Below are 26,202 nucleotides of genomic sequence, written 5' to 3' on the forward strand. Positions count from 1 at the left end.
TTCATCAATCGGCTGTTCACCCGCAGCGACTGAACCAGTGCGGATTTGATAGGCCAGGAGCCTGGGCGGCAGAAGGCGTCGAAGCGAAAAGTGGCCCCGGCGAGGACAGTTTTTGCCGGGTTTGCAGCCTCATAGCCGTAGCTATGGGGCAAGAAGCCGGTGAAAAATGGACCGTCGCGGCCACTTTGCAGCCGACGTACCTTCTGCCGCCCAGGCTCCTAGAGGGTTATGATCAAAAAAAATGCTGGCGTTTAAGCATCTGCAAATCATATGGGCCACAAGTGGGCCACGGATGGGCCACATGAAACGGCCAACATCTGCGTTGACCATAGCCCTAGCGCCCTGCTTGGCCCACAAGTCATGCTGAAAGGGCCAGCTTGAAATCAATTGACTGCAAGATGCGCCTCAAGCGGCACACGTAAGTCATTGATTTTGGTGCGGCTGGCGGGGATCGAACCCACGACCCTTGGCTTCGGAGGCCAATACTCTATCCACTGAGCTACAGCCGCAACGCTGAAAGGATGACCCTGATCGACTTTGCAGTGCGCAGGGAGTTCACAGGACCCCGCCAGTTGGGCATGTTCCTGTGGAAAGCATGGATTCTACCAGCCAGGCCAGCGTCGCCCAGTCCTCAGGGAGGCCGCAGCTATAATCAAAGGTTGTCGAATATGAGTTGCTTTAGTCACCCGATATCTGCCTTTTTGAGGAAGCCATGAGCGCAAACGATCACACGACGGCCCACGAAGAAGACCACTCTGGCCCCATCAAAACACCCCAGCAGCTACTGGCTGCGATTTTTTTCTCTTTTGTTGTCCCTATTTTCGCCATCATTGCACTGGTTTATTACGTCACATCGGACAAGCGTCCCCCCGCTGGCGCCGTCAATGTTGAAAAGGCCGTGGCACAGCGCATCCAGAAAATCGGCATGGTGGAGATTCGCGATGCGAACCGCCCGCTCAAGGCCGGCGCGGAAGTCTATGCCGTTCAATGTGCCGCCTGCCACACCGCTGGCGTAGCCAACGCGCCCAAGCTGGGCGACGCCGCAAGCTGGGGACCGCGCATCCGCACCGGCTACGAAGCCTTGCTGACTTCCGCCCTCAAAGGCAAGGGCGCCATGGCCGCGCAGGGCGGTGGCGATTTTGAAGATGCCGAAATCGGCCGGGCCGTTGTGCACATGGCCAATTCAGCGGGCGCAAAATTTGCCGAGCCGCAGCGGGCCGCTGCGGTGGCTGCGGCCCCGGACAGTGCCGCACCCGCTGCTGGGCCCTCCCCCGACGTGATGACCGCCGTGGCCGCTGCCAACAAGACCGCAGCAGCACCTGCCGCCGCGCCGACAACCGTAGCCGGCGCCGTTCCGGCCCTGTACACCCAGGCTTGCGCAGCCTGCCACATCGCAGGCGTCGCCAATGCGCCCAAGCTTGCCGACAAGGCGGCCTGGGCGCCGCGCGTTGCACTGGGCGTGGATGCCCTGACCGCCAGCGTCATCAAGGGCAAGGGCGCCATGCCGCCACGCGGCGGCTCGACCGGCTCGGATGCCGACATCAAAGCCGTCGTGCAGTACATGGTCAGCACCGTCAAATAAAGGAGCAGCAAGCCATGGAAAAAGGCCTCTGACCCATGTCTGACGGGCGACATCAGCTATTTATTTGATAGCATCAGGCCTTGGGCTGCTGACCAGCGGCGGGGCTGCGCACATAGGCAAAACGCTGCGGCAAGTCCCGCGTGGGCACCTCCTGCGGCACCCAAAGGCCCTGCTCGATGGCCTCGGCCGCGTGCAGCATGTCTTGCGTATGAACCAGGCCAAAACCCAGATGCGTGTCGAGGTAGACCCGGCCGTGCTCGTCAAGGACGCAGCGCTGCACACGCGCCGCCTCGCCGGTGTGCGATGTCACTGCGAAATCGGGTGCGATGCCGATGCGCCACACCAGCGGCGTCGCCTCCAGCTCCACATACACGCGCTGCGGGCCGTTCTGGAAAAACCACCGGCCGGCCTTGTCGCTTTCGTAGTTGCGGGCAATGAAGTCGATCAGCTTGTCGTGCTTGAGCAGCGAGCCCTTGCCCGCCGCGACACCGCCGGCAAACGGTCCGGCCGCCTGCGCCTGGTCGTCACGCATGTACCAGTTGCCGCGTGCATCCAGCCCCAACCAGCCGTAGCAGTCGGGCACGTTGGGCCATTTGGCAATGGCCTGGCGAACGATGTCATCCATGGCCTTGATTTTCCGCCAATGGCAACTGCGCCGCGAAAAATCCGCAGACGGCCTCGGGCATGGCACGCACATGGCCGGGAAACGGCGCCGACGGAAACCCGACATGGCCACCTTCGCGCGGCTGCCACAGCGTCACGGCCGCGCTGACGTCGGCGGACTGCGGCAGGCTGGCCGCCGGCACGAAAGGATCGTTGAGTGCATTGAGCGCCAGCGCAGGCACCGCAATGCGCCGCATGTGCGGCTTGGCCGAAGCGCGTCGCCAGTAGTCTTCGGTGTTCTTGAAGCCGTGCAGCGGCGCCGTCACCACGTTGTCGAACGCGTACAGGTCGCGCGCCGCCAACAAGTCTTCGACGCTGAAGAGACCGGGGTGCTGCTCCAGCTTTTTAAGCGCCTTGGGCACCATGGAGCTCAGGAACATGCGTGTGTAGACCAGGCGGTTAAAACCTTGACCGATGGCACGGCCGCTGGCCGCCAGGTCCAGCGGGGAGCAGACCGACGCCACCGCACTGACCACGCTACTGGCGGCGCTGCCAAGCTCGCTTGCCCAGCGCATCAGGGCATTGCCGCCCAGCGAAATACCCACCGCCACCACCGCGCCCGCATGGGCGGCTTTCAAACGCCGCAGTATCCAGTCGATCTCCTCGAAGTCGCCCGAATGGTAGGCGCGGGGCGCATGGTTGAGTTCGCCCGAGCAGCCACGGAAATGCGGCACGGCGCAGGCCCAGCCGCGCACACGCGCGACATCGGCAAAGGCTTCAGCGTAATGGCTGGCCGAGGAGCCTTCCAGGCCGTGAAACACCACAAGAAGTGGGACTCCCACGCTCCCTACCGGCATCCGTTCGTCCTGAGCCTGTTGAAGAAAGCCCCCTGAGGTATCTTCCGATTGTCCTGAGCTTGTCGAAGGGGGGGGCAGCCCTTCGCTGCGTTCGGTATTCGCGCCGGTAGCATGCTGCGCAAAATCGACATCGACAAAATCGTTATCGGGCGTGACCCAGCGCTCGCGCCGGAAGCTGGGCGCTTCGGCCAGATAACGCTGCGAACGCAGGGCCGCATAAATGGTCTGCAGGTTGCCGCCAGGCAACCACCACGGGGCTTGGTAAATCATGGGCAGGGGAAGCAAACTCAATGCAGCACTTGCGGGCTGTCGGAGACTTCCTGCATTTCGCGCGGCGTGCCGGGGCTGGCGTGGTGGGCAACCATGCGCCAGCCCTGCGCGGTCTTGTTGTACACGTTGGTGGCAATCACATAGGCGTGGCGCAGCCCATCTTCGGTTATCACCTCGATACGCTCAAGCACGCTGTGCACGCTGGCGCTCATGGCTTCAACTTTATGGACTTTTTCGGCATGCGCGCGTATGGTGCCGATGGCAAACATGGCTTCAAACGCCGCGCGTATCGCACCAGCGCCCAGCCAGCGGGGACCGCCGGGGTGCACACAGACAATATCGTCCTCATCGGCCCAGCAGGCCATGAGTTTGTCGATGTCGCCGAGTTGCAGCGCTTCGTAAAAAGCCGCTTCGATGTCATCGGCGTTGCCGCTGCTGGCCGGGGGTACTTTGGGTTTTCGCATGGTTCGGTGGGAAGGTGCAGTACTAGGCGCTGACCTTCGTATTAAGCCATGGCTGCACGACGCCCTGCATGTCACGGGCCACGAGCAGTTTGTGCGTGTTGCCAGTGCTGGCGCGCGTCGGACGAGGCGAAGCGATTGGCAAACACATTGGCCTGCCATTGGAAGAGCGATTTTCCGACTCGATGGACATCGTTGTCTATGGTAGTGTTGCAAATCGCATTTTTGGAGGCTTGTCATGAAATCACGCTTTTTCAATGGGGCCCTTGTTGGCGCATTGGCGCTGCTGCTGTCCGGCTGCGGCTACAACGACTTCCAGCGCCTGGACGAACAGACCAAGTCGGCCTGGTCCGAGGTGCTGAACCAGTACCAGCGCCGCGCCGACCTGGTGCCCAACATTGTGGCCACCGTCAAGGGCGAAGCCGCTTTTGAGCAGGACACGCTGACCAAAGTGGTGGAAGCGCGGGCAAAAGCCACCTCCATACAGGTGACACCCGAGACGCTGAACAATCCGGAAGCCTTTGCCAAATTTCAGGCGGCGCAAGGCGAGCTCAGCTCGGCGCTGTCGCGTTTGCTGGTGGTCACTGAAAACTACCCCAACCTCAAGGCCAACCAGGGCTTCCAGGACCTGCGCGTGCAGCTCGAAGGGACAGAGAACCGCATCACCGTGGCGCGCAACCGCTACATCCAGGCGGTGCAGGCGTACAACGTGCTGGCGCGCAGCTTTCCCAACAACCTGACGGCGATGGTGTTTGGTTACGCAGTCAAACCGACCTTCAGTGTGCAGAACGAGACGCAAATTTCTGCCCCGCCCACGGTGGACTTCAACAAGAAGTAAGCCAACACTTTGCCGGGCATGCGCCACTTTCGCTCCTTCCATTGGCCGCAGCTCGCGCTGGCCCTGTGTTTGTTTGTGGGCATCGGTGCGCTGCGTGCGCAGGATGTTCTGCCGGTACCTGCGTTGACTGCCCGCGTGATGGACCGCACCGGCACCCTGGATGCCGCACAAAAGCAGGCTCTTGAGGCCAAGCTGGCCGCTTTTGAGAAGGCGCGCGGCGCACAGGTGGTGGTATTGATGGTGCCCACCACCGCGCCGGAAGACATCGCGGCGTATGCGCAGCGGGTGGGTGACAGCTGGAAGATCGGGCGCAAGTCCATCGGTGACGGGCTGCTGCTGCTGGTGGCCAAAGACGACCGCAAGGTGCGCATTGAAACCACCAAAACGCTGGAAGGGGCCATCCCCGATCTGGCCGCGCGCCAGATCATTGACAGCGCCATCACGCCGCGCTTTCGGCAAAACGACTTTGCCGGCGGTATCAATGCCGCCACCGACCAGATCATGGCGCGCATCACGGGTGAAAACCTGCCGGTCCCTGATCAGCCCGGCGGCAGCCGCCCTGCCGACAGCGGCATCAACTGGACCGACATGGCGGTGTTTCTGTTTTTTGCGGTGCCGATAGGCGGGCGCGTGCTGGCCAGCATGCTGGGCCGCAAGCTGGGTTCGGTCGCCACCGGCGGCGCAGTCGGTGCGCTGGCCTGGCTGTTCACCAGCAGCCTGTGGATAGGCGGCATTGCGGCGCTGGCGGGCATGCTGTTTGCGCTGGTGTCCAGTCTGGGCAGCTTGGGCGCTATGGGCGGTATGGGTCGCGGCCGGGGCTCGTCGGGCTGGGGCGGCGGTGGCGGTTTTGGTGGTGGTGGCGGCGGAGGTGGTTTCAGCAGCGGCGGGGGCGGCAACTTTGGCGGCGGTGGCGCGTCGGGAAGCTGGTAGGCGTCATGATCACCCAACTTAAACTCCTGCTCAAACACCTGTGGCTGGACGCATCCGACGCGGCACGCGCGATTCCGCCGGACATGCTGGAGCGGCTGGCCCGGCGCGTGGCCGCCAGCGAGCGGCGCCACAGCGGCGAGATCAGGATTTGTGTCGAGGCCGCACTGCCCGCCAGCACCCTGTGGCGGCTGGACGGCAACCACAGCCTGGCCGCACTCACCCGCGAGAGGGCTGTGGCGATGTTTGGCAAGTTGGGGGTCTGGGACACCGAACACAACAACGGCATCCTGATTTACCTGCTAGTGGCAGAACACGCCATCGAAATTGTGGCGGATCGTGGTGTGGCCCGGCACGTCAGCGCGGCCCAGTGGCAGGCCATGGTGGCGCACATGGCCAGCGCCTTCAAAGAGCAGCGTTACGAAGACGGGCTGACACAGGCGCTGGAAGAATGTTCGGCCGTGCTGATGCAGCACTTTGCGCTACAGCCGGGCGCCAGCGGCGTCCATGACGCAGGCAACGAATTGCCTGACGCACCCCTGATTCAATAGCCGCTTGCCTTTGCAGCTAACGCGCGAGCAGTACGCCGAGGGCCGCAACGGTACAGAGCAACAACAGCCCGCGCCTGAGCCAGACCCAGCCCACACGTCGGGCCTGTACCGCTGGGTGGACCTCGTCCGCCCAGGTCTCGCTGTCCAGAATGCTGTCCATGATCTGCCCTCCTCTTGGTCGTTTCAACCCCCTCCAACATAGCGCCCATCGGCGCGTCCTGGCGTGAGGAGTTGTTACCATTCGCTATCAATTTAGTAGCTGCTTACGCAGGTGTGATAAGGGCTGGAGGCATATTTGACTGGTATAAAACTGTAGCACCCCAAAAATGACACTTCCGGCAAACACCACACAACCGCTACCCGTGCCGGGTAAGGGTTGCACCCCGACGGCCTGTAGCCAGGTGTGTGTGGAGCACATGAAAAAGCCCCTGGCTTGCGGCAGGGGCTTTGGCGTTGGTGCAAATACCGGCGGCGAGCGATGCGCTGCCTTACTTTTTCTGGCGGAACTTGCGCAGGGCGGCAATTTGCGCCGCCATCACCATCAGTTCGGATTGCGCCATCGCGATATCGATATCGGTCTTGGCGTTTTTCAGGGCCTCTTCGGCAGCCGCTTTGGCCACGCCGGCCTTGGCTTCGTCCAGGTCTTTGCCACGGATGGCGGTGTCGCTGAGCACGGTCACGCAGTGCGGTTGCACTTCGAGCAAGCCACCAGCGACGAAAACAAACTCTTCCGTGCCGTCGGCCTTTTCAATGCGCACCGCACCTGGTTTGATTCGGGTGATCAGCGGTGTGTGGCGTGGGTAAATGCCCAGCTCGCCCGCCTCGCCCGGCAAAGCCACAAACCTGGCTTCGCCGGAGAAGATGGACTCCTCGGCACTGACCACATCGACGCGGATGGTGTGTGGGGTGTCCATGACTTAGACCTTCTTGGCCTTCTCGAAAGCTTCGTCAATCGTGCCGACCATGTAAAAGGCCTGCTCTGGCAGGTGATCACACTCGCCAGCCACAATCATCTTGAAGCCGCGAATGGTTTCCGCCAGGCTGACGTATTTGCCGGGTGAGCCGGTGAACACTTCAGCCACATGGAAAGGCTGCGACAGGAAGCGCTGGATCTTGCGGGCGCGGGCCACGGCCAGCTTGTCTTCAGGCGCGAGTTCGTCCATGCCCAGAATCGCAATAATGTCGCGCAATTCCTTGTAGCGCTGTAGCGTGCCCTGCACGGCACGCGCCGTGTTGTAGTGGTCTTCACCGACCACGGCTGGCGACAGCTGGCGGCTGGTTGAGTCGAGGGGATCAACCGCCGGGTAGATACCCAGCGAAGCAATATCACGGCTCAACACCACGGTGGAGTCCAGGTGGGCAAAGGTGGTGGCAGGCGACGGGTCGGTCAAGTCATCGGCCGGCACGTAAACCGCCTGGATGGAAGTGATGGAGCCCACCTTGGTCGAGGTAATACGCTCTTGCAGGCGGCCCATTTCTTCGGCCAGCGTGGGCTGGTAACCCACGGCGGAAGGCATGCGACCGAGCAGCGCGGACACTTCGGTACCGGCCAGCGTGTAGCGGTAGATGTTGTCCACGAAGAACAACACGTCGCGGCCTTCGTCACGGAAAGACTCGGCAATCGTCAGGCCGGTCAGCGCCACCCGCAGACGGTTGCCTGGGGGCTCGTTCATCTGGCCGTACACCATCGCAACCTTGGACTCACCGAGGTTCTCCAGGTTCACCACGCCGGAATCGGCCATCTCGTGATAGAAGTCATTGCCCTCGCGGGTACGCTCGCCCACCCCGGCAAACACGGACAGACCCGAGTGCGCCTTGGCGATGTTGTTGATGAGTTCCATCATGTTCACGGTCTTGCCGACGCCGGCGCCGCCGAACAGGCCAACCTTGCCGCCTTTGGCAAACGGGCACACCAGGTCAATCACCTTGATGCCGGTTTCCAGCAGTTCCTGCGATGGGCTCAACTCGTCATAAGCCGGGGCTTTGCGGTGAATCGGAGCAGTCAGGGTCTGGTCCACCGGGCCACGCTCGTCAATTGGCGCGCCCAGCACATCCATGATGCGGCCCAGGGTAGCCTTGCCGACCGGCACGGTGATGTTGGCGCCGGTGTTGTACACCATGTTGCCGCGACGCAGGCCGTCGGACGTGCCCAGCGCAATGGTACGCACCACGCCGTCGCCCAGCTGTTGCTGGACTTCAAGCGTCAGCGCGGAGCCTTCCATCTTGAGCGCGTCATAAATCTTGGGCATCTGGTTGCGCGCAAATTCCACGTCAACCACCGCACCGATACACTGAACAATCTTGCCCTGAACACTTGTGTTCATTTTCGGATTCTCTTGAGCCATGACTGGATCCTTTTCTATTCTTTAATCTTTAAATCGGTGTGGCGGTTTAAACCGCAGCAGCACCAGCGACGATTTCCGAAAGTTCTTTCGTGATCGCTGCCTGGCGCGTTTTGTTGTAAACCAGCTTGAGCTCGCCAATCACGCTGCCGGCGTTGTCGGTGGCGGCCTTCATGGCCACCATGCGGGCGGACTGCTCGGACGCCATGTTTTCGGCCACCGCCTGATAAACCAGCGCTTCGACGTAACGGACCAGCAGGTCGTCAATGACGGTCTGTGCATCAGGCTCGTAGATGTAGTCCCAGCCGTGCTGGTCCTTGTCGGCCTGCATGTTTTCTGCCGTCAGCGGCAGCAACTGCTCGACCACCGGCTCCTGACGCATGGTGTTGATGAACTTGGTGTAGCACAGGTACACCGTCTTGATCTTGCCTTCGCTGTATGCGTCGAGCAGCACCTTGACGGGACCGATCAGCTTCTCCAGGTGCGGCTTGTCGCCAAGCTGCGTCACATGCGAGATCACCTTGGCGCCAACGCGGTTGAGAAAACCCAGACCCTTGTTGCCGATGGCCACCGCCTGCGAATCCTCGCCCGCCGCCTGCAGCTCCTTGAGCTTGAGCGTCACGGCACGCAGCACATTGGTATTGAGGCCACCGCACAAGCCCTTGTCGGTGGTCACCACGATGAAACCCGTCGTTTTGGTGTCGTTGGACTCCATGAAGGCGTGCGTGTACTCGGGGTTGGCCTGGGCCAAATTAGCCGCGATGTTGCGGATCTTGTCGCTGTAAGGACGGGCGGCACGCATCCGTTCCTGCGCCTTGCGCATCTTGGAGGCCGCCACCATTTCCATGGCTTTGGTGATCTTCTTGGTGTTTTCCACCGATTTGATCTTGCCTCTAATTTCCTTGCCTGCAGCCATTTCTGTTCCTAATAGTTTCTAGAACGCTTTGGTTTTAGGTCAGATCAAGCGAATGACTTCTTGAACGCAGCCACTGCCGTGTTCAGCTCAGCCTCGGCGTCCTTGTCCATGGCCTTGTTGGCTTCCAGCTTGGCCATCAGCGCAGCGTTTTTGTCCTTCAGGTAGCTGTGCAGTCCGGATTCGAACGCCAGAACCTTCTTGACTTCCACGTCGTCCATGAAGCCCTTGTTCACTGCGAACAGCGTGGCGGCCATGTTGGAAATCGACAACGGCGAGTACTGGGACTGCTTGAGCAGTTCAGTCACGCGGGCACCGCGGTCCAGCTGCTTGCGGGTCGCTTCGTCCAGGTCAGACGCGAACTGCGCAAACGCAGCCAGCTCACGGTACTGGGCCAGATCGGTACGGATACCACCGGAGAGGTTCTTGATCAGCTTGGTCTGGGCAGCACCTCCGACGCGCGACACCGAGATACCGGCGTTGATCGCAGGGCGGATACCGGCGTTGAACAGGCTGGTTTCCAGGAAAATCTGACCGTCGGTGATCGAGATCACGTTGGTAGGCACGAAGGCCGACACGTCGCCGGCTTGCGTCTCAATAATCGGCAGGGCCGTCAGTGATCCGGTTTTGCCTTTGACTTCGCCTTTGGTGAAGTCTTCAACGTATTTTTCGTTCACGCGGGCTGCGCGCTCAAGCAGACGGCTGTGCAGATAAAACACGTCGCCGGGATAGGCTTCGCGGCCTGGGGGACGGCGCAACAGCAGCGACACCTGACGGTAGGCCACAGCCTGCTTGGACAGGTCGTCATAAACAATCAGCGCGTCCTGACCGCGGTCGCGGAAGTACTCGCCCATGGTGCAGCCAGAGTAAGCGCTGACATATTGCATGGCAGCCGACTCGGATGCAGATGCAGCCACAACGATGGTGTAGTCCATGGCACCGGCTTGCTCCAGCGAGCGCACCACGTTTTTGATTGACGAAGCCTTCTGGCCGATGGCCACGTAGACGCAGAATACGCCGGTGCCCTTCTGGTTGATGATGGCGTCAATCGCCACAGCCGTTTTACCGGTCTGGCGGTCACCAATGATCAGCTCGCGCTGGCCACGGCCAATCGGCACCATGGAGTCAATCGACTTCAAACCGGTTTGCAAAGGCTGGTCCACCGATTTACGGGCAATCACACCAGGTGCCACCTTTTCAATCACATCGGTCATCTTGGCATTGACCGGGCCTTTGCCGTCAATCGGCTGACCCAGCGCATTGACCACACGGCCCAGCAGCTCGGGGCCGACCGGCACTTCCAGAATGCGGCCCGTGCACTTGACGGTGTCGCCTTCAGCGATGTGTTCGTACTCGCCCAGAATCACCGAGCCGACCGAGTCGCGCTCCAGGTTCAGGGCCAGGCCATAAGTGGGGGTGCCGTCAGCGGTAGGCGGGAATTCCAGCATCTCGCCCTGCATCACATCGGACAGGCCGTGGATACGCACGATACCGTCGGACACAGACACCACGGTGCCCTGGTTGCGAATGTCGGCATGAACGGCCAAGCCTTCAATACGGCTCTTGATCAGTTCGGAAATTTCTGCGGGATTGAGTTGCATGACTCTTTCCTTCTTTCTGTGTTGTTGGCTAATACCGGGAAGTTGCGCTTGGGCACAACATCACGAAATCAGCGCCACTTTCATTTGCTCTAAACGGGCTTTGACCGAGGTGTCCAGCACCTCGTCACCCACCACGACACGTACGCCGCCTATCAGTTCGGGTTCCAGCTCTACCCTCAGGTTGAGCTTGCGGCCAAAACGCTTTTCCAGCGTTGCCGCCAGATCGGTCAGTGCGCTACCGTCCAGCGCAAACGCGCTGTACACGATGGCATCTGACGATCCGCTCTGCGCATTTTTCAAAACCCGGAACTGGCTGGCAATTTCGGGCAGGACGCCGAGACGCCCGTTGTCCAGCACCGCGCGCAGGAAGTTTTTTGCAGCCTCGGGCAGGTTTGCCTTGGCCACGCCGGAAACCACGTCAAACGTCTGTTCTGCCGTGACTCTGGGGTTGCCTGCAAACTGCTGCAGCTGCGCATTGGCTGCGATAACGGCCAGTTCATCCAGCCAGGTCGCCGCAGCGCCCAGGTCAGACCCGGAGGCCTTGAACAGCGCTTCAGCGTAAGGACGGGCGATGGTGGCTAGTTCTGCCATGTTGACGCCCCTCTTACAGCTCGGTCTTCAGGCGGCCCAGCAAGTCAGCATGCACACCGGCATTGACTTCCTTGCGCAGAATCTGCTCGGCACCCTTGACCGCCAGCGCAGCGACCTGCTCGCGCAGCGTCTCCCTGGCTTTGACGGTTTGCTGCTCGGCTTCGACCTGGGCAGCGGCAATGATTTTCTTGCCCTCTTCCGCAGCTTTGGCCTTGGCCTCTTCGATCATGGCTTGGGCGCGACGCTCGGCATCTGCCAGGCGCCCGGCGGACTCATTGCGCGACTTGGCCAGGTCTTCTTCCACGCGCTTGTTGGCCACGGAGAGTTCAGACTTGGCTTTGTCAGCGGCAGCGAGGCCTTCAGCGATTTTCTTGGCCCGCTCGTCCAGCGCTTTTGTGATCGGGGGCCACACGTATTTCATCGTGAACCACACCAAAATCGCAAAAACGATGGCTTGCAGGAACAGGGTTGCGTTAATGTTCACAGGTCAAGCCCTTTCGCTCGTGAAAGGTCGCCGAAAATCAGGAGAAAGGTCTGGCGAAAGCGAACAGCAAGGCAATTGCCACGCCGATCAGAAACGCAGCGTCGATCAGGCCGGCCAAAATAAACATCTTGGTTTGCAGCTCGTTCATCAACTCAGGCTGGCGGGCCGAGGCCTCAAGAAACTTGCCGCCCATCAGCGCAATGCCGATGGATGCGCCCATAGCGCCCAAACCTACGATCAAACCACAAGCCAACGCGACGAGGCCAAGAGTGTTTTCCATGATTGCTCCTAAAAAAATACAGAAAAGTAAAACGAAAGGTAAAACGAAAAAGTTTAATGTGAATCGTGGGCCTGCCCTACATAGATCAAGGTCAACATCATGAAGATAAAGGCTTGCAGCGTGATCACCAGGATGTGAAAAATGCTCCAGACCGTGCCCGCAAGGATGTGCCCGACGCCGAGATAAAAACCGCCTTGCAGCGGATTAAATTGCCAGGCCCATGCGCCACCCAACAAGGCCACCAGCATGAACACCAGCTCGCCGGCGAACATGTTGCCGAACAATCGCATGCCGTGCGAAAGGGTTTTGGCGAAATACTCGATCACCTGCATCAAAAAGTTGATCGGGTATAAAAACACGCGGTCGCCAAAGGGCGCCGCCACGAGTTCATGCGCCCACCCGCCGGGGCCTTTGATTTTGATGTTGTAGGCCAGGCAAACCAGCAGCACGCTGATCGACAGGCCCAGCGTAGTTGACAGGTCAGCCGTTGGCACCACCCGCATGTAGGCATGCGCCGGGTCATGACCGGCTGCGCCATAAGCGAATGCCCACAACTCGGGAAGCAGGTCTACCGGCAGCATGTCCATGGCGTTCATCAGAAAAATCCAGACAAACACGGTCAGCGCCAAGGGAGCGACCAGCTTGCGGCTGTTGGCATTGCGCACCACGCCCCGCGCCTGGGTTTCAACCAGCTCGGAGAGCATTTCAACAGCGGCCTGAAAACGGCCGGGTACGCCGGACGTCGCTTTCCGGGCGGCGCGCCACAGGAAAAAACAACCCAGCACACCCAAAATAACGGAGTAAATCAACGAGTCAAGATTAAAGAGGCTGAAGTCAACAATGCTGGTTTGCTTGACGCCCTGGCCTGAAAAATTCATCTGCAAGTGCTGCAAATGGTGAACGATGTAATCGCCAGCCGCCGGGCCTTGTGTTCCAGATTGTTCAGCAGCCATAAATCACCCGTTTACCTCTTTTTAATACCTGAAGACTTCAACCACGCCGGGTTCAAGCCATGCTCAAGGTTTCGCCTTCAGACGAAACAGCAACAGCACCCAAACCACCTTCATCGTCACCACAAACCCCGCCACCAGGGCCAGCCAACTCAGGGAAACAACCACTTTTGGCGCAGCGAACAGCATCGCCACCGTCACCAAAATCTTCACCGCTTCCCAAAAAACAAAACCGGCAAAACCCGCTACTGCGCCGCCCGGATGACCCCCGGCCATCCGGCCCGCCAGCCCACCCAACAAACCGCGCCCCATGCCCCGCGCAAACAGTGCCGCTGGAATAACCACCGCCAGGGCACCGTAGAGCGCCGACCAGGCCACATTGCTTCTTCCGGTCAAAGCCCAGGCGGCACCTGCCAGCACAAGCCCGACCATTAATTGCCATGCCACCACCCGCCAGGGCGACAGCGAAGGACTGGCTTCACGCAGCTTTTGCGCTTCCTCGCGCGTCAGCGGCTTGAAATCTTCGTCTCCAGCCTCAAATGGCTGGGCTGAAACCTTCGCCGTGGGAAGAACCGCCGAATTTGTCATTTTTACCATCACAAATTACGAGCAGGGTACAAGCCGGTTATTAGCAAAGCCTTTGATTATACGTAGAAACCCGACGCTGTCGAACAGCGGCTTAAAGTCGGGCGCGGCCGGGGTACATTGGTCGCATTCGTCAAATTCTTTGGCGACGAGCCACAATCAAGACTTTTAGTCACAACCATCTGGGACAAGCCATGTACGACGCAGTCAAACTCATTCACCTTGTCGCGGCCATTGTCTGGATCGGTGGCATGACATTTATGCTTTTTGCGCTTCGGCCAGCCGCATTGGCCATGCTGGAGGCACAGCCCCGGGCACGGCTGATGGGCCAGGTCTGGCAACGTTTTTTTCTGCTGGTGTTGGTTTCCGTTGTGGCGCTGTTCACGACCGGCACCAACCTCTACACCACCGCCTTCAGGGCTGTCAAAGCGGCCACTGGCGCGGGCAGCGTGCCCTTGGGCTGGAACCTGATGCTGGGGATCGGCATCGTGATGATTTTGATTTTTGGCCACATTTACTTCGCCGGGTTTCGCAAATTCAAGCGTGCCGTGGCTGCCGCCGAGTGGTCGCTGGCCGCCAAGGCAGCGGAACAGATTCATCGGCTGACGGTGATTAACTTTGTGCTGGGCTGGCTGTCAATTGCCGCAGTCCGACTGATTCGCTAATTTTGGGTGTCTGCTTGCAGCATGCCCGACGCAGAAATCCAAGGAACCATGATTTTTTCCATAATGAAAATTGATAAACCCCGACATCCGCCAGCCAAACTGGCAACCCAATGAGCGCGCGCAAGCAGCATTCCGACCGTCCCGAGCAAAAGCGCACCAAAGCAAGTTGGACAGACCGCTTCACGCAAGGCGTCAGCCCCCAAACACTGGCGGCCCATCCATGGCTCAAGCCGGTCGCGCATCGCCTGCAGGAGCCCGGGCTCTGGCATTTGCAACATGAAGCGGTAGCCCGGGGAGTTGCCATTGGCCTGTTCTGGGCGTTTGCAATACCTGTCGCGCAGATTTTGGTGGCAGCAGCCCATTGCGTCTGGTGGCGCGCCAACATCCCGGTGGCCGTAGGCATGACGCTGGTCACCAACCCGTTCACCATCGGCTTCTGGCTCTGGCTGGCTTACAAATTGGGCAGCCTGATTCTGGGTGTGACGTCGCACGATGTGATCGACGACAGCGCCGTGCTCCAAGGCGTTGCGATCAGCAGCGGATTTGATCCGCTGGCGTGGCTGCAACAATTTGGCTGGCGCGCCGTACTTGGCATGGCTATTTTTTCAGTCGTCGGCTCAGTCAGCGGTTACATCCTGGTCAAACTGATCTGGCGTTGGCGCGTGTGGTTCAAGCGCCGCAGCCGACTGCGCGGCCAGTGATAAGCACCCACCATCACTGCACCCTCCTCCAGCACCCACGATGACCACTTCCAGCACCCTTCTGCCCGACACGCCCTGCTACCTCAACGGTGAAATCACCGCGCTTAAAGACGCGAAGATCAGCGTGATGGACCGCGGCTTCATCTTTGGCGACGGTATTTACGAAGTGGTCCCAGTCTACGGCGGCAAGCCCTTCCGTTTTGCCCAGCACATGGCGCGCCTGGACCGCAGTTTGGCCGAGTTGCGCATCGCCAATCCGCTGTCCCATGCCAAGTGGCGCGAGCTGGTGCTGAAACTGGTGGACGGCTACGCGCTGTCGCAACACACCTCGCATGAAAAAATCGACCAACTGGTGTACATCCAGATCACGCGCGGCGTGGCCCTGCGCGACCATGTCATGCCGCCCGACCTGGCGCCCACGGTCTTCGTCATGACCAGCAGCATGAAGCCACCCACGCCCAAGCAACGCGCACAAGGCGTGGCCTGCGTCAGCGCCGACGACTTCCGCTGGAGCAAAGCGCACATCAAAAGCACCAGCCTGCTGGGCGCGGTGTTGGCGCGCCAGATCAGTGCCGATGTCGATGCGGTCGAAACCGTGATGTTCCGGGACGGCTACCTCAGCGAGGCGGCGGCCTGCAACGTCTGGGCGGTGCAGGGCGGCAAGGTGCTGGGCCCGCCCAAAGACAACCTGGTGCTGGAAGGCATTCGCTACGGCCTGATCGAGGGCATCTGCCACGACGCCGGCATTGGCTTTGAATTGCGCCGTATCAAGCGCGAAGAAGTGTTCAGCGCCGACGAGTTGCTGCTGTCGTCGGCCACCAAAGAGGTACTGCCCGTCACCCTGCTCGATGGCCAGCCGATTGGCAGCGGCAAGCCGGGCCCGGTGTATGCCAAGATACACGCCGCTTACCAGCGCGCCAAACAGGCAGAGCAGGCATGAGCAGCCCCACGCCCCCTGAAGTCCCGCGCCAGGAGTCGCTGATCGAGTACCCGTCGCAGTTTCCGATCAAGGTGATGGGCCAGAAAGCCGATGGGCTGGTGCATGCCATCAGCCTCATTGCGCACCAGTTTGACCCGGCGTTTGATGCCTCCACCATCGAGCTGCGCGAAAGCAAGGGCGGCAAGTACCTGGGCATCACCATCACCGTAACGGCGACCTCCAGAGAGCAGCTTGATGAGTTGTACCGCACGCTTTCCACGCATCCGATGGTCAAGGTGGTGCTTTGACCGTCAGCTCCACGGTTTTGTGAAAGTTTTGAGGTCGTTTCTTTCACAAGAATAAAGGCTGCCATGCCTTATGAAAATATCGCACTGACTGCAAATCAAGCCCGGCGTGGCAACCTCACCATCAATCGCAACACTTGTAAGTTGTTGATTTCATTGAGAAATACAGTTAAATTAAAATTAGGTAATAAAATTTGCGCCTAATTTGACATTTTAAGTAAACTCACGAGATGCTAATAGAACAGTCTCTTGTTATTCCATTGCCAGCGGTGCAGGAGTACCTGGCCGACACCAATCCTTGGTGGGTAGCCGGTAAAGGCATTGACTCTGACATGCAAGCCTGGCCCAAACGCGCCTACTTTACGTCCTTCATGCGCTTGATCAAAGCCATTGATGTGCGGCGGGCGGTCGTGGTCATCGGCCCCCGTCGGGTCGGCAAGACGGTCATGCTGACGCAGGCGGTGCAGGATCTTCTTGATTCTGGCGTTTCAGGCTCGCGCATCATGGTCGCGCAAATGGACGTGCCCTTATTCTCCGGCCAGTCACTGGGTAGCCTGGTCAAGCTCTTTATCGACACCCATCGCCACAAGCTAGACGATCCAACAAGCGTTTTGTACGTGTTTTTTGACGAAATCCAGTACCTCAAAGATTGGGAAACCCATCTCAAGGTGCTGGTCGACACCCACAAAGGCGTGCGTTTTGTCGCTACCGGCTCCGCAGCAGCCGCACTGCGCATGAAAAGCCGCGAATCGGGGGCAGGCCGGTTTTCAGACTTCGTATTGCCGCCACTCACTTTTGCCGAATACCTCGATTTTTGTGGCCAGACTCATCTGGTACAAGACATCGCAGCGCTGGACGCCGCGCGGCCCGAGTACCACGCGCCCAACATCGCGGCCCTGAACGCGGAGTTCATCAACTACCTCAACTACGGCGGTTTCCCCGAAGCGGTGATGAACCCCTCGGTACGGCAAGACCCCCGGCGCTACCTGCGCCAGGATATTGTGGACAAAGTTTTGCAAAAAGACTTGCCCAGCCTGTTTGGCATTTCTGACACGCAGGAACTGAATCGCTTTTTCAACGTCCTGGCATACAACACCGGGATGGAAGTTGCACCGGCGGGCTTGTCCAAAGACACGGGCTTGAGCAAAACACGCATCGACGAATACCTGGAGTATCTGGAGGCCGCTTTTCTGATCAAACGGGTTCACCGCCTGAGCGACAACGCACGCCGCCTGCAACGCGCCACCAGCTACAAGGTCTACCTCACCAACCCCTCCATCCGCGCCGCGCTGTTTGGCATCGTACGCGCCGAAGACCCGGCCATGGGCCGCCTGGTTGAAACCGCCATCTGGAGCCAGTGGCTGCACAGCACAGACACCATCGCCTCGCTGCACTACGCCAGATGGAAAGAAGGCCGCACCGACTACGAGGTCGATCTTGTCGGCCTGGCCGCCAGCACCCAGAAACCGCGCTTTGCAGTCGAGATCAAATGGTCGGACCGCGCCTGGTCGGATTGGAGCGAACTCAAAAGCCTGCGTAAATTCATGGCGCAGCACCCTCTGGCCCGGCCGCCGCTGGTGACCACGCTCACCCAGGCAGGCAGCGCAACCATTGACGGAAAGCAAGTGGACTTCACCCCGAGCAGCCTGCACTGCTACACCATCGCCCGCAACCTGCTGCAACAAGCCGGTTGAGATACGTCCCCATTTGCTACTGATGCCCCATGCCCACACTTGACTGGCTCAACCGCGCCAACGCCTTCACCACCGCCGCCCGCGTGCCTTACCGGCTGCTGGAACAGGTGTCGATGCATACTACTGCGGCACCTCTTGCTCCCTCGCCCCTTTGGGGAGAGGGCGGGGGTGAGGGGCCGCGCGCGATCACCGACAACCTGCTGATCCAGGGTGACAACCTCGAAGCGCTCAAGGCCCTGCTGCCCTTCTATCGTGGGCAAGTCAAATGCATCTTCATTGACCCACCCTACAACACCAAAAGCGCGTTCGAGCATTACGACGACAACCTGGAGCACGCCCAGTGGCTCAGCATGATGCTGCCGCGCCTGCAGCTCTTGCGCGAGCTGCTGCGGGAGGACGGCTCGATCTGGGTGACGATTGATGACAACGAAGGGCATTACCTCAAGGTGCTGATGGACGAGGTGTTTGGGCGGGGGAATTTTGTGGCGAATGTGGTGTGGGAAAAAAAGTTCTCGCCGCAGAACGACGCGCACCAACTCAGCATCAATCACGATCACTTATTTGTTTATGCCAAGCGTAGTGAAATTTGGCGCCCTGCACTACTGCCTCGCAGTACTAAACAACTGAATAATTTCAAAAATCCAGATGCAGATCCGCGCGGTGGCTGGCTTTCTGTCGATTACACCTGCGCCAAAACGCGTGATGAGCGACCCAACCTTTATTACCCCATCACGAACCCCGCTACGGGAAAAGAAGTTCTACCTTCACCCACGCGGGTATGGGCGTATGACCGAGAGTCAACCAAAGAAAACCAAGCGGCCAACTTACTTTTCTGGGGAATCAAGGGTGAAAACGAACGGCCTAGATTGAAAAAGTTCGTTGACTCAGTGCAAGCGGGCACTGTACCGACCACGATCTGGCGCAACGACGAAGTGGGTAACAACCAAGATGCGAAAAAAGAAGTGCTTGCGTTGGGCGGGGAGACGACATTCACGACGCCCAAACCCGAAGGTTTGATTCAGCGCGTCCTACAACTCGCCACCAACCACAACGACCTCATCCTCGACTCCTTCCTCGGCTCCGGCACCACCGCCGCCGTCGCCCACAAGATGGGCCGCCGCTGGATAGGCATTGAAATGGGCGAACACGCCGCCACGCATTGCCTGCCGCGCCTGCAAAAAGTCATTGATGGCGAACAAGGCGGCATCAGCAAGGCCGTGGGCTGGCAGGGCGGTGGCGGCTTTCGTTTCATGAAGCTGGGCGCGCCGGTGTTTGACGAGAAAGGCCGCATTCACCCCGGCGTGCGTTTTGCCACGCTGGCCGCTTTTGTCTGGCAGCAGGAAACCGGCACGGCGCTGGACGCCAGCCACACGCGGCCCGGCACGCCGTATCTTGGAATTCACTATAAATTTGATAGCTGCTTGCGCATATCCGACAAGGGCGAGGAGCTGATTTCGCTTGTAAAAACGCCGCTATTCGCCTGTTACCTGCTGTTCAACGGCATTCTGAAAGACAAGCGCCCCGCCGGCGGCAATGTGTTGACGCAGGCGGTGCTAGACGCCCTGCTCGCATTGCACGCCACCACACCCGAGCCCGCAGCGCCGCTGCTGGTGTACGGCGAAGCCTGCCGCCTGGGAGCCGAGCGCCTGCAACAGGCTAATGTGACGTTCAAGCACATTCCGTATGACGTGAGGGCGCGGTAACGATGAATACAAGCATGACGACCACTGAGTTGCAGGCCTTCCTCAAAGTGCAGTTCCCCAAAGAAAATGAGCGCTGTGAGTGGAAAGAGTGGCGCAGCCTGAAGTCAAATATTTCAGGCCGCAAGGGCGAAGATCTTGTTTCTTATATATCGGCACTTGCCAACATGGATGGCGGCTGCATCGTCATCGGTGTGCAGGACAAAACGCTGGCGGTGACGGGCATTCAGGACTTTGCGGACTATGCCGTAGAGGACGTTGTCCACCGGATTTTGGGTAAGACGCCAGGCTTGCCGTCTTTGGGTTTGCACGTAGAAGCGCTGCAAGCCAGCGACACCGGCGCGATCGTCTGGCTGGTGCATGTACCGCGCCATGCGCCCAGACAACCCGTGCAAGCGCATGACAAGGCGTGGCAGCGCGATGGCGACAGTCTGGTGGAGCTGCGCCCGGACCGCCTGCGCGGTATTTTGACCGAGCTGATTGCTGGACAAGACTGGAGCGCACAACTTGTGCCAAGTGCTACGGTGGCCGATCTCGACCCTGCTGCCGTTGCCAAGGCGCGGGAAAAGTTTGCGGCCAAACACCAGCAAGAGCGCTGGGCCTCAGAAATCGTCACTTGGAGCACGGAAGAGTTTTTGAATCGCGCAAAGATCACTTTGCACGGACAGATCACGCGCACGGCTCTGTTGTTGCTTGGGCTTCCGCAAAGCGTTGGCCTGTTGCCCGGCGGCGGCGCGGAGATCACCTGGAAAGTGCCCGACGAGCGCATTGCCAAGCACTTTGGCCCGCCTTTTGTACTCACGACCACCGAAGTAGGGCAACACATTCGCAATCCGAACATCAAACTCTTTCCAGCTACCGAACTGCTGGCGATTGAACTGCCACGCTACGACATCAAGGTCATTCTTGAGGGCTTGCACAACTGCGTCGCGCATCAGGACTATGAACAAGCTGGCCGCATTGTGGTGCTGGAGACGGTTGGGCGGCTGCAACTAAGCAACCTTGGCAGCTTCGTCGATGGCAAACCCGAGGACTATTTCACAGGCGACCGCACTCCCAGCGTCTACCGCAACCCGTGGTTGGCGCAAGCCATGAACAACATCGGCATGATTGACAAAGGTGGCTACGGCATTCGCGATATGGTGACCAGCCAGCGCAAGCGCTTTTTGCCTTTGCCAGATTACGAAGGCTCAACTCTGGGCCAGACATTTTTCAACATTTACGGGCAGGTAATAGACGAGAACTACAGCAAACTACTTATAGAGCGCGCTGACTTGCCACTGGAACAGGTGATATGGCTGGATCGGGTACAAAAAAAGCATCGCATTGCGAATGTGCAGTCTGACGTGCTCCGAAAAGCAAAGCTGATTGAGGGCCGCAAACCCAACTTCTTTGTGTCAGCCAAGATAGCTGAAGCGACCGATACGCGTGCGGAATACAGCCGCAATAAGGGGCTGAATGACAAGTACTACAAGACATTTGTGCTTCAGCATATTCAAGAATTTAAGTCAGTCCCGGTGTCTGAGATTAGGTCGCTCTTGCTTGACAAGCTGCCAAACTCGCTGACCGACCAGCAAAAATTGGCTAAGGTGAAGAACTTGCTGAGTAGTTTGCGTATGTACGGCTTTAGCGGGCAAAAAATCGTGGCGACCAATCCTGGGAAAGGCGCGAAATGGTCAATTCTGAAATCTTGAGTTTTCGGTTAGGGCAGGCTGATTTTTGGGTTTAACCGAAAAATTAACCGAAAAATTAACCGAAAAATTAATTTTTCTCAATGAATACAACAACTTAGCATCGGTTAAGTGACGTCCAATTTTTCTGCCAAATCCTATTCCGTAAAACAAATGACCACCCTCACCCTCAAGTCCTACCAGCAAGCCGCTCTGGACGCCCTGCGGACTTTTGCCCGCTCGGCCCAGCTCAAAGGCCCAGCGCTGGCTTTTGGCGAGCAGGTGGGGCGGCCCTATAACCCGGACCCGTTTGGCGAGGTACCCTGCATTTGCATGCGCATACCCACTGGCGGCGGCAAGACGCTGATGGCGGCACATGCCGTCAATGTGCTGGCGCAAGAGTGGCGCGCGACCGATGCACCCGTGGCGGTGTGGCTGGTGCCCAGTGACACGATTCGCAGCCAGACGCTCAAGGCATTGCAAACGGCGGGCCACCCGTACCGCGAGGCACTTGAAGCCAGCTACGGCGCCGGCGTGCGGGTCTGCGTGCTGGAAGACCTGGCCAACATTGCGCCGCCTGACTGGGGCAAGCAGGCGGTGGTCGTGGTGGCGACGATCCAGAGCTTCCGCATTGACGATACCGACAAACGGAATGTGTACAGCTTTTCGGAAAGTTTTGAGCGGCATTTCAAGGGCGCAGACGAGCAGCGCTTGCGCGTACTGCACGACCTGCCGGATGCAATGGTGAGCGCCGAAGAGGCGGCGGCTGACAGCACGGGGGTGCTGCGCGGCTTTGTGGGCCAGCCGCGCTGGAGCCTGACCAACTGGCTGGCGCTGCACGAGCCGCTGGTCATCGTTGACGAAGCGCACAACACCAAAACAGACAAAAGCTTCACCGCCTTGAAGCGGCTGAACCCCAGCGCCATTCTGGAGCTGACCGCCACACCAATTCCGGCCAAAACCAATGTGCTGTACCACGTCAGCGCGCAGGAGCTGGCGGCGGAAAGCATGATCAAGCTGCCGATAGCACTGGCCGAGCATCCGCAGGGCTGGCAGCAGGCGGTGTTTGCAGCCGTGCAAAGCCAGCGCGCGCTGGAAGGTGAGGCGCTGAAAGATGAAGCAGCCGGTAACGGCTATGTGCGCCCTATCGTGCTGTTTCAGGCGCAAAACGAGAACGACGAAGTGCCGCCGGAAGCGCTGCGCAAGCACCTGCAAGATGAACTGCATATCCCCGAAGAGCAGATCAAGGTCGCCACCGGGGACACGCGCGAGCTGGAAGGCCTGGATCTGGCCGCCCGCGACTGCCCGGTGCGCTTTGTGATTACGGTGCAGGCATTGCGCGAAGGCTGGGATTGCCCGTTTGCCTACGTGCTCTGCTCGCTGCAAAAGCTCTCCAGCGCCACGGCGGTCGAGCAATTGCTGGGCCGCGTGTTGCGTATGCCCTACGCAAGCCGGCGCGGGCGTGAGGCGCTGAACCGGGCCTACGCGCATGTGTGTGAGGCCAAGTTTTCAACAGCCGCCCATGAACTGGCCGACCGTCTGATCAACAACATGGGTTTTGAAGCGCTGGACGTGGCTTCGATGGTGGTGCAGCAGTCTGTATTGCCACTTTTTGATCAAAATCAGCCTTCGGCCCCCGCCGTACTTGCGCCAGTAGCTACCAATTTCGTAGCGGGCTCGGTTCCACCGGAGCTGCAGGCGGCGCCAGGTATTGAGGTGGTGCAGATTGCCGGCGAGCAGACCCTGGTGGTGACTGGTCACATCGGCACGGAGGTTGAAGCCCTGCTGATGGCGCAGGTACGTGGCCCCAAAAAACAGGAACAGGTAAAGGGCAAGGTGGCGCAGCACAACGCACTGGTGGCCGCACAACGCGCGCCGGCATCACGCGGCGAGCGTTTTGCGCCTGTTCCCACGCTGGGCTACCGCAGCACGCCGCAGGGCCAGCTCTGGCCGCTGGAACGCGAGGCGGTGCTTGAGGCGGTAGAGCTGGACCTGTTGACGCCGGAAGCCATACAACTGCCGGGCTTTCAGGTGGTCGAACAATCCAACACCTTTGAGATCTATCTGAAGGATGCCCGCGTCAACCTGCGCGCGGCAGACGCCAGCCAGATTGCTTTTGACTACGGCTCCAGCAGCATCACGGCCAATGACCTGGTGCGCTGGCTGGATCAGTCCCTGTTTCAGAAGCTGCCCGAGCTCACGCAGGGGCAGCGCACCAGTTACTTCGCAGCGGTCGTCGGCCACTTGATGCACGAGCGGGGCATCCCGCTGGTGACACTGGCGAAGCTGCGCTTCAAGCTGGCACAGGACATTGAAGCGCGGGTGGGCGACCTGAAAGACAAGGCCGCCAAGACACAATTCCGGCAACTGGTGCTTGAGGAAACCTGGGATATCGAGCCCGACTGGACGCGGCCCCTGCTGTTTGAGGCGAATCGCTACCCGGTCCCCGCAGGCTCGCGCTACGCGGGGCGCTACCAGTTCAACAAACATTTTTATCCGGTGCAGGCAGACTTGAAAGACGGCGGTGAAGAGTTTTTGTGCGCCCAGTTGCTGGACAACCATCCCAAAGTCAAATTTTGGGTCCGTAATCTGACCACCGCGCCCTGCGGCTTTGCGCTGGCAACATCGAGAGGCCGTTTTTTTCCGGACTTTGTGGCCGAGCTGGTGGACGGCCGCATAGCCGTGGTGGAGTACAAGGGCGCACACCTGCTCAATGACCCCTATGAGATTGAAAAGCGGCAGATCGGCGAGTTGTGGGCGCGCAAAAGCGGGGGCCGTTGCCTCTTCGGGCAAGTCGCCAAAGAACGCAATGGCTTGGGAATGTCCGGCCAGCTGGATGCCTTGCTGGTATGAGTATCGAAGTGCGCCCCCTGGGCCAGGTCGATTACCTCCCCACCTGGCAGGCCATGCAGGCCTTCACCGCCGCCCGCAACCGCGAAACTACAAGCCAAATCGGCACCCAGCCCTTATCCGACGGGCGTGACCAGCTATGGATTTGTGAGCATCCGCCGGTTTATACCCAGGGTCTGGCGGGCAAAAGCGAGCATGTTCTGAACCCCGGCGACGTGCCTGTGGTGCCCACCGATCGCGGTGGCCAGGTGACTTACCACGGGCCGGGGCAGGTGGTGGCTTACCCGCTGCTCGACCTCAAACGCGCCGGTTATTACGTCAAGGAGTATGTGTACCGGGTTGAAGAAGCCGTGATCCGTACACTGGCGCACTTCGGCGTGACCGGGCACCGCGTGGCGGGCGCGCCGGGGATTTATGTGCGGCTGGACGACCCTTTTTCACATGCCCGCCTGCCGCCCTCACCCCAACCCTCTCCCAGAGGGAGAGGGAGTGAAGAGTTACCCCCTCTCCCTCTGGGAGAGGGCGGGGGTGAGGGCTCCCCGACCTCCGCCCCCTTTGAGGGCCTGGGCAAGATCGCCGCCTTGGGCATCAAGGTCAGCCGCCAGTACAGCTACCACGGCGTGGCGCTCAACGTGGCGATGGACCTGGAACCCTTCTCGCGCATCAACCCCTGTGGTTATGCCGGACTCAGCACCACAGACCTTTCTACAATCGGGGTATCGGCAAGCTGGCAGGAGGCGGCAGATGTTCTGAGCCAAAAGCTTGTGACCTATCTGGCACCCTGAGCCGCCCCCCAAAGGCAAAACATACATGAGCACCCAAGAAGCCGTCAATCCTGTTGTTCGCGACATCCAGAGCCAGGCAGACTACAACCCGCTGGCCAAACAAAAGGCGGCGGCCAAGCTGTCGCGCATACCGGTCAAGGTGGTGCCCGGCGAGGTGCTGAAAAAGCCCGAATGGATTCGCGTCAAGGCTGGCAGCCCAACGACCCGCTTTTACGAGATCAAGCAGATCCTGCGTGAGAACAAGCTCAACACCGTGTGTGAAGAAGCGTCCTGCCCGAACATCGGCGAGTGTTTTGGCAAGGGCACGGCCACCTTCATGATCATGGGCGACAAGTGCACACGCCGCTGCCCGTTTTGCGACGTCGGCCACGGCCGGCCCGACCCGCTGGATGCCGACGAGCCTTTGAACCTGGCCAAAACCATTGCCGCGCTCAAGCTCAAATACGTGGTAATCACCAGCGTGGACCGCGACGATCTGCGCGACGGCGGCAGCGGCCACTTCGTCGAATGCATCCAGAAGATTCGTGAGCTGTCACCGCAGACCACGATTGAAATCCTGGTGCCCGACTTCCGCGGCCGCGACGACCGCGCGCTGGAGATTCTCAAAGCCGCGCCGCCCGATGTGATGAACCACAACCTGGAAACCACGGCCCGCCTGTACAAAGAAGCACGTCCCGGCTCGGACTATGCCTTCAGCCTGAACCTGCTGAAAAAGTTCAAGGCCCTGCACCCCGGCGTGCCAACCAAAAGCGGCATCATGGTGGGCCTGGGCGAGACCGACGAAGAAATTCTGCAGGTCATGCGCGACATGCGCGCGCACGACATCGACATGCTGACCATCGGCCAGTACCTGGCGCCATCGACCAGCCACCTGCCGGTGCGGCGTTATGTGCACCCCGACACCTTCAAGATGTTTGAGGCCGAGGCCTACAAGATGGGTTTCACCCACGCGGCCGTCGGCGCCATGGTGCGCAGCAGCTACCACGCCGACGAACAGGCGCATGCGGCCGGTGTGGCTGACAAGGCCGACGCCGCAGCGCTGAGCGCGCCCTGAGCCCCGACAGCGCGTTGCAGCCGG

27 protein-coding genes and 1 tRNA gene are annotated in these 26,202 nt (G+C 59.8%); 14 read left to right on the forward strand and 14 right to left on the reverse strand.

Annotated features, from left to right (window positions below; all coding sequences use genetic code 11):
- Positions 1-433 precede the first annotated feature (433 nt).
- A tRNA-Arg gene (locus tag Q8O29_RS13895) sits at positions 434-509 on the reverse strand.
- 203 nt (positions 510-712) lie between these two features.
- Between Q8O29_RS13895 and Q8O29_RS13900 the strand changes: the two genes are divergently transcribed.
- Positions 713-1,582 (forward strand): cytochrome c5 family protein, encoded by an 870-nt coding sequence (locus Q8O29_RS13900; RefSeq protein WP_305563763.1) that lies wholly within the window; start codon positions 713-715, stop codon positions 1,580-1,582.
- A gap of 73 nt (positions 1,583-1,655) precedes the next feature.
- On the opposite strand, the gene Q8O29_RS13905 is transcribed toward Q8O29_RS13900, so the two are convergent.
- The 3 genes from Q8O29_RS13905 to Q8O29_RS13915 are packed head-to-tail and all read right to left on the reverse strand — an operon-like array spanning position 1,656 to position 3,776.
- Positions 1,656-2,207 carry a DUF2946 family protein gene (locus Q8O29_RS13905; RefSeq protein WP_305563765.1) on the reverse strand — a complete coding sequence of 184 codons (552 nt, stop codon included), beginning with the start codon at positions 2,205-2,207 and terminating at the stop codon, positions 1,656-1,658.
- Entirely contained in the window at positions 2,200-3,312 is a 1,113-nt protein-coding gene (locus Q8O29_RS13910; protein ID WP_305563767.1) for a YheT family hydrolase, read from the reverse strand. The genes Q8O29_RS13905 and Q8O29_RS13910 overlap by 8 nt, the downstream gene beginning before the upstream one ends.
- Before the next feature lie 17 nt (positions 3,313-3,329).
- Positions 3,330-3,776, reverse strand: a complete 447-nt coding sequence (locus Q8O29_RS13915) for a nuclear transport factor 2 family protein (RefSeq protein WP_305563769.1) — start codon at positions 3,774-3,776, stop codon at positions 3,330-3,332.
- A gap of 235 nt (positions 3,777-4,011) precedes the next feature.
- On the opposite strand from Q8O29_RS13915, the gene Q8O29_RS13920 reads away from it, so the two are divergent.
- From Q8O29_RS13920 to Q8O29_RS13930, 3 genes are read left to right on the forward strand one after another with little or no spacing between them, the layout of a single operon-like run.
- Positions 4,012-4,611 carry a LemA family protein gene (locus Q8O29_RS13920; protein ID WP_305563771.1) on the forward strand — a complete coding sequence of 200 codons (600 nt, stop codon included), beginning with the start codon at positions 4,012-4,014 and terminating at the stop codon, positions 4,609-4,611.
- 18 nt (positions 4,612-4,629) lie between these two features.
- On the forward strand, positions 4,630-5,541 hold the full coding sequence (locus Q8O29_RS13925; RefSeq protein ID WP_305563773.1) for a YgcG family protein: 912 nt from the start codon (positions 4,630-4,632) through the stop codon (positions 5,539-5,541).
- A gap of 5 nt (positions 5,542-5,546) precedes the next feature.
- Positions 5,547-6,089: a TPM domain-containing protein gene (locus Q8O29_RS13930; RefSeq protein ID WP_305563775.1), complete on the forward strand. Its 543-nt coding sequence runs from the start codon at positions 5,547-5,549 to the stop codon at positions 6,087-6,089.
- Between the two features lie 16 nt (positions 6,090-6,105).
- On the opposite strand, the gene Q8O29_RS13935 is transcribed toward Q8O29_RS13930, so the two are convergent.
- The 10 genes from Q8O29_RS13935 to Q8O29_RS13980 form a co-directional block, all read right to left on the reverse strand.
- Positions 6,106-6,276 carry a hypothetical protein gene (locus tag Q8O29_RS13935; protein ID WP_305563777.1) on the reverse strand — a complete coding sequence of 57 codons (171 nt, stop codon included), beginning with the start codon at positions 6,274-6,276 and terminating at the stop codon, positions 6,106-6,108.
- A 301-nt stretch (positions 6,277-6,577) separates the two neighbouring features.
- A complete protein-coding gene (locus Q8O29_RS13940) occupies positions 6,578-7,003 on the reverse strand; it encodes a F0F1 ATP synthase subunit epsilon (protein WP_305563779.1) in 426 nt (141 codons plus the stop codon).
- Between the two features lie 3 nt (positions 7,004-7,006).
- Positions 7,007-8,434: a F0F1 ATP synthase subunit beta gene (gene atpD / locus Q8O29_RS13945; protein ID WP_305563781.1), complete on the reverse strand. Its 1,428-nt coding sequence runs from the start codon at positions 8,432-8,434 to the stop codon at positions 7,007-7,009.
- Positions 8,435-8,480: 46 nt separating this feature from the next.
- Positions 8,481-9,347, reverse strand: a complete 867-nt coding sequence (atpG, locus tag Q8O29_RS13950) for a F0F1 ATP synthase subunit gamma (RefSeq protein WP_305563783.1) — start codon at positions 9,345-9,347, stop codon at positions 8,481-8,483.
- Positions 9,348-9,391: 44 nt separating this feature from the next.
- Positions 9,392-10,945 carry a F0F1 ATP synthase subunit alpha gene (gene atpA / locus Q8O29_RS13955; protein ID WP_305563785.1) on the reverse strand — a complete coding sequence of 518 codons (1,554 nt, stop codon included), beginning with the start codon at positions 10,943-10,945 and terminating at the stop codon, positions 9,392-9,394.
- 60 nt (positions 10,946-11,005) lie between these two features.
- On the reverse strand, positions 11,006-11,536 hold the full coding sequence (locus Q8O29_RS13960) for a F0F1 ATP synthase subunit delta (protein ID WP_305563787.1): 531 nt from the start codon (positions 11,534-11,536) through the stop codon (positions 11,006-11,008).
- A gap of 13 nt (positions 11,537-11,549) precedes the next feature.
- A complete protein-coding gene (locus tag Q8O29_RS13965; RefSeq protein ID WP_305563789.1) occupies positions 11,550-12,020 on the reverse strand; it encodes a F0F1 ATP synthase subunit B in 471 nt (156 codons plus the stop codon).
- Between the two features lie 37 nt (positions 12,021-12,057).
- On the reverse strand, positions 12,058-12,300 hold the full coding sequence (atpE, locus tag Q8O29_RS13970; protein ID WP_305563791.1) for a F0F1 ATP synthase subunit C: 243 nt from the start codon (positions 12,298-12,300) through the stop codon (positions 12,058-12,060).
- A 53-nt stretch (positions 12,301-12,353) separates the two neighbouring features.
- Positions 12,354-13,253: a F0F1 ATP synthase subunit A gene (gene atpB, locus Q8O29_RS13975; RefSeq protein ID WP_305563793.1), complete on the reverse strand. Its 900-nt coding sequence runs from the start codon at positions 13,251-13,253 to the stop codon at positions 12,354-12,356.
- 63 nt (positions 13,254-13,316) lie between these two features.
- Positions 13,317-13,847, reverse strand: coding sequence for an ATP synthase subunit I (locus Q8O29_RS13980; protein WP_371134242.1), 531 nt, complete (start codon positions 13,845-13,847; stop codon positions 13,317-13,319).
- A 182-nt stretch (positions 13,848-14,029) separates the two neighbouring features.
- On the opposite strand from Q8O29_RS13980, the gene Q8O29_RS13985 reads away from it, so the two are divergent.
- From Q8O29_RS13985 to lipA, 10 genes are all read left to right on the forward strand, one after another.
- Complete coding sequence (locus tag Q8O29_RS13985) at positions 14,030-14,500, forward strand: CopD family protein (protein WP_305563797.1); 471 nt, start codon at positions 14,030-14,032, stop codon at positions 14,498-14,500.
- A 110-nt stretch (positions 14,501-14,610) separates the two neighbouring features.
- Positions 14,611-15,201 (forward strand): DUF2062 domain-containing protein, encoded by a 591-nt coding sequence (locus tag Q8O29_RS13990; RefSeq protein ID WP_305563798.1) that lies wholly within the window; start codon positions 14,611-14,613, stop codon positions 15,199-15,201.
- A gap of 40 nt (positions 15,202-15,241) precedes the next feature.
- Positions 15,242-16,141, forward strand: a complete 900-nt coding sequence (locus Q8O29_RS13995; RefSeq protein ID WP_305563799.1) for a D-amino acid aminotransferase — start codon at positions 15,242-15,244, stop codon at positions 16,139-16,141.
- Entirely contained in the window at positions 16,138-16,428 is a 291-nt protein-coding gene (locus Q8O29_RS14000) for a YbeD family protein (RefSeq protein ID WP_305563800.1), read from the forward strand. The genes Q8O29_RS13995 and Q8O29_RS14000 overlap by 4 nt, the downstream gene beginning before the upstream one ends.
- Positions 16,429-16,655: 227 nt before the next feature.
- Entirely contained in the window at positions 16,656-18,119 is a 1,464-nt protein-coding gene (locus Q8O29_RS14005) for an ATP-binding protein (RefSeq protein ID WP_305563803.1), read from the forward strand.
- A 29-nt stretch (positions 18,120-18,148) separates the two neighbouring features.
- Complete coding sequence (locus Q8O29_RS14010; protein WP_305563805.1) at positions 18,149-19,822, forward strand: site-specific DNA-methyltransferase; 1,674 nt, start codon at positions 18,149-18,151, stop codon at positions 19,820-19,822.
- Positions 19,823-19,836: 14 nt separating this feature from the next.
- Positions 19,837-21,513, forward strand: coding sequence for an RNA-binding domain-containing protein (locus Q8O29_RS14015; RefSeq protein ID WP_305563807.1), 1,677 nt, complete (start codon positions 19,837-19,839; stop codon positions 21,511-21,513).
- Between the two features lie 150 nt (positions 21,514-21,663).
- Entirely contained in the window at positions 21,664-24,342 is a 2,679-nt protein-coding gene (locus Q8O29_RS14020; protein ID WP_305563809.1) for a DEAD/DEAH box helicase, read from the forward strand.
- Positions 24,339-25,124 carry a lipoyl(octanoyl) transferase LipB gene (gene lipB, locus Q8O29_RS14025; protein WP_305563812.1) on the forward strand — a complete coding sequence of 262 codons (786 nt, stop codon included), beginning with the start codon at positions 24,339-24,341 and terminating at the stop codon, positions 25,122-25,124. The genes Q8O29_RS14020 and lipB overlap by 4 nt, the downstream gene beginning before the upstream one ends.
- Positions 25,125-25,149: 25 nt before the next feature.
- Positions 25,150-26,178, forward strand: coding sequence for a lipoyl synthase (gene lipA / locus Q8O29_RS14030; protein ID WP_305563814.1), 1,029 nt, complete (start codon positions 25,150-25,152; stop codon positions 26,176-26,178).
- Positions 26,179-26,202 lie beyond the last annotated feature (24 nt).

Source organism: Polaromonas sp. (assembly GCF_030689685.1).
Classification (GTDB): Bacteria; Pseudomonadota; Gammaproteobacteria; order Burkholderiales; family Burkholderiaceae_C; genus Polaromonas.

Bases quoted from the DNA above. Each gene is read 5' to 3' on its own strand.
- atpD (WP_305563781.1), bottom strand. From the start codon at position 8,434: ATGGCTCAAGAGAATCCGAAAATGAACACAAGTGTTCAGGGCAAGATT.
- Q8O29_RS14000 (WP_305563800.1), top strand. From the start codon at position 16,138: ATGAGCAGCCCCACGCCCCCTGAAGTCCCGCGCCAGGAGTCGCTGATC.
- Q8O29_RS14015 (WP_305563807.1), top strand. From the start codon at position 19,837: ATGACGACCACTGAGTTGCAGGCCTTCCTCAAAGTGCAGTTCCCCAAA.
- atpA (WP_305563785.1), bottom strand. From the start codon at position 10,945: ATGCAACTCAATCCCGCAGAAATTTCCGAACTGATCAAGAGCCGTATT.
- lipA (WP_305563814.1), top strand. From the start codon at position 25,150: ATGAGCACCCAAGAAGCCGTCAATCCTGTTGTTCGCGACATCCAGAGC.
- Q8O29_RS13930 (WP_305563775.1), top strand. From the start codon at position 5,547: ATGATCACCCAACTTAAACTCCTGCTCAAACACCTGTGGCTGGACGCA.
- atpG (WP_305563783.1), bottom strand. From the start codon at position 9,347: ATGGCTGCAGGCAAGGAAATTAGAGGCAAGATCAAATCGGTGGAAAAC.
- Q8O29_RS13925 (WP_305563773.1), top strand. From the start codon at position 4,630: ATGCGCCACTTTCGCTCCTTCCATTGGCCGCAGCTCGCGCTGGCCCTG.
- Q8O29_RS13900 (WP_305563763.1), top strand. From the start codon at position 713: ATGAGCGCAAACGATCACACGACGGCCCACGAAGAAGACCACTCTGGC.
- lipB (WP_305563812.1), top strand. From the start codon at position 24,339: ATGAGTATCGAAGTGCGCCCCCTGGGCCAGGTCGATTACCTCCCCACC.
- Q8O29_RS14005 (WP_305563803.1), top strand. From the start codon at position 16,656: ATGCTAATAGAACAGTCTCTTGTTATTCCATTGCCAGCGGTGCAGGAG.
- atpB (WP_305563793.1), bottom strand. From the start codon at position 13,253: ATGGCTGCTGAACAATCTGGAACACAAGGCCCGGCGGCTGGCGATTAC.
- Q8O29_RS13905 (WP_305563765.1), bottom strand. From the start codon at position 2,207: ATGGATGACATCGTTCGCCAGGCCATTGCCAAATGGCCCAACGTGCCC.
- Q8O29_RS14020 (WP_305563809.1), top strand. From the start codon at position 21,664: ATGACCACCCTCACCCTCAAGTCCTACCAGCAAGCCGCTCTGGACGCC.
- Q8O29_RS13915 (WP_305563769.1), bottom strand. From the start codon at position 3,776: ATGCGAAAACCCAAAGTACCCCCGGCCAGCAGCGGCAACGCCGATGAC.
- Q8O29_RS13920 (WP_305563771.1), top strand. From the start codon at position 4,012: ATGAAATCACGCTTTTTCAATGGGGCCCTTGTTGGCGCATTGGCGCTG.
- Q8O29_RS13995 (WP_305563799.1), top strand. From the start codon at position 15,242: ATGACCACTTCCAGCACCCTTCTGCCCGACACGCCCTGCTACCTCAAC.
- Q8O29_RS13910 (WP_305563767.1), bottom strand. From the start codon at position 3,312: ATGATTTACCAAGCCCCGTGGTGGTTGCCTGGCGGCAACCTGCAGACC.
- Q8O29_RS13990 (WP_305563798.1), top strand. From the start codon at position 14,611: ATGAGCGCGCGCAAGCAGCATTCCGACCGTCCCGAGCAAAAGCGCACC.
- Q8O29_RS13960 (WP_305563787.1), bottom strand. From the start codon at position 11,536: ATGGCAGAACTAGCCACCATCGCCCGTCCTTACGCTGAAGCGCTGTTC.
- Q8O29_RS13980 (WP_371134242.1), bottom strand. From the start codon at position 13,847: ATGGTAAAAATGACAAATTCGGCGGTTCTTCCCACGGCGAAGGTTTCA.
- Q8O29_RS13985 (WP_305563797.1), top strand. From the start codon at position 14,030: ATGTACGACGCAGTCAAACTCATTCACCTTGTCGCGGCCATTGTCTGG.
- atpE (WP_305563791.1), bottom strand. From the start codon at position 12,300: ATGGAAAACACTCTTGGCCTCGTCGCGTTGGCTTGTGGTTTGATCGTA.
- Q8O29_RS14010 (WP_305563805.1), top strand. From the start codon at position 18,149: ATGCCCACACTTGACTGGCTCAACCGCGCCAACGCCTTCACCACCGCC.
- Q8O29_RS13940 (WP_305563779.1), bottom strand. From the start codon at position 7,003: ATGGACACCCCACACACCATCCGCGTCGATGTGGTCAGTGCCGAGGAG.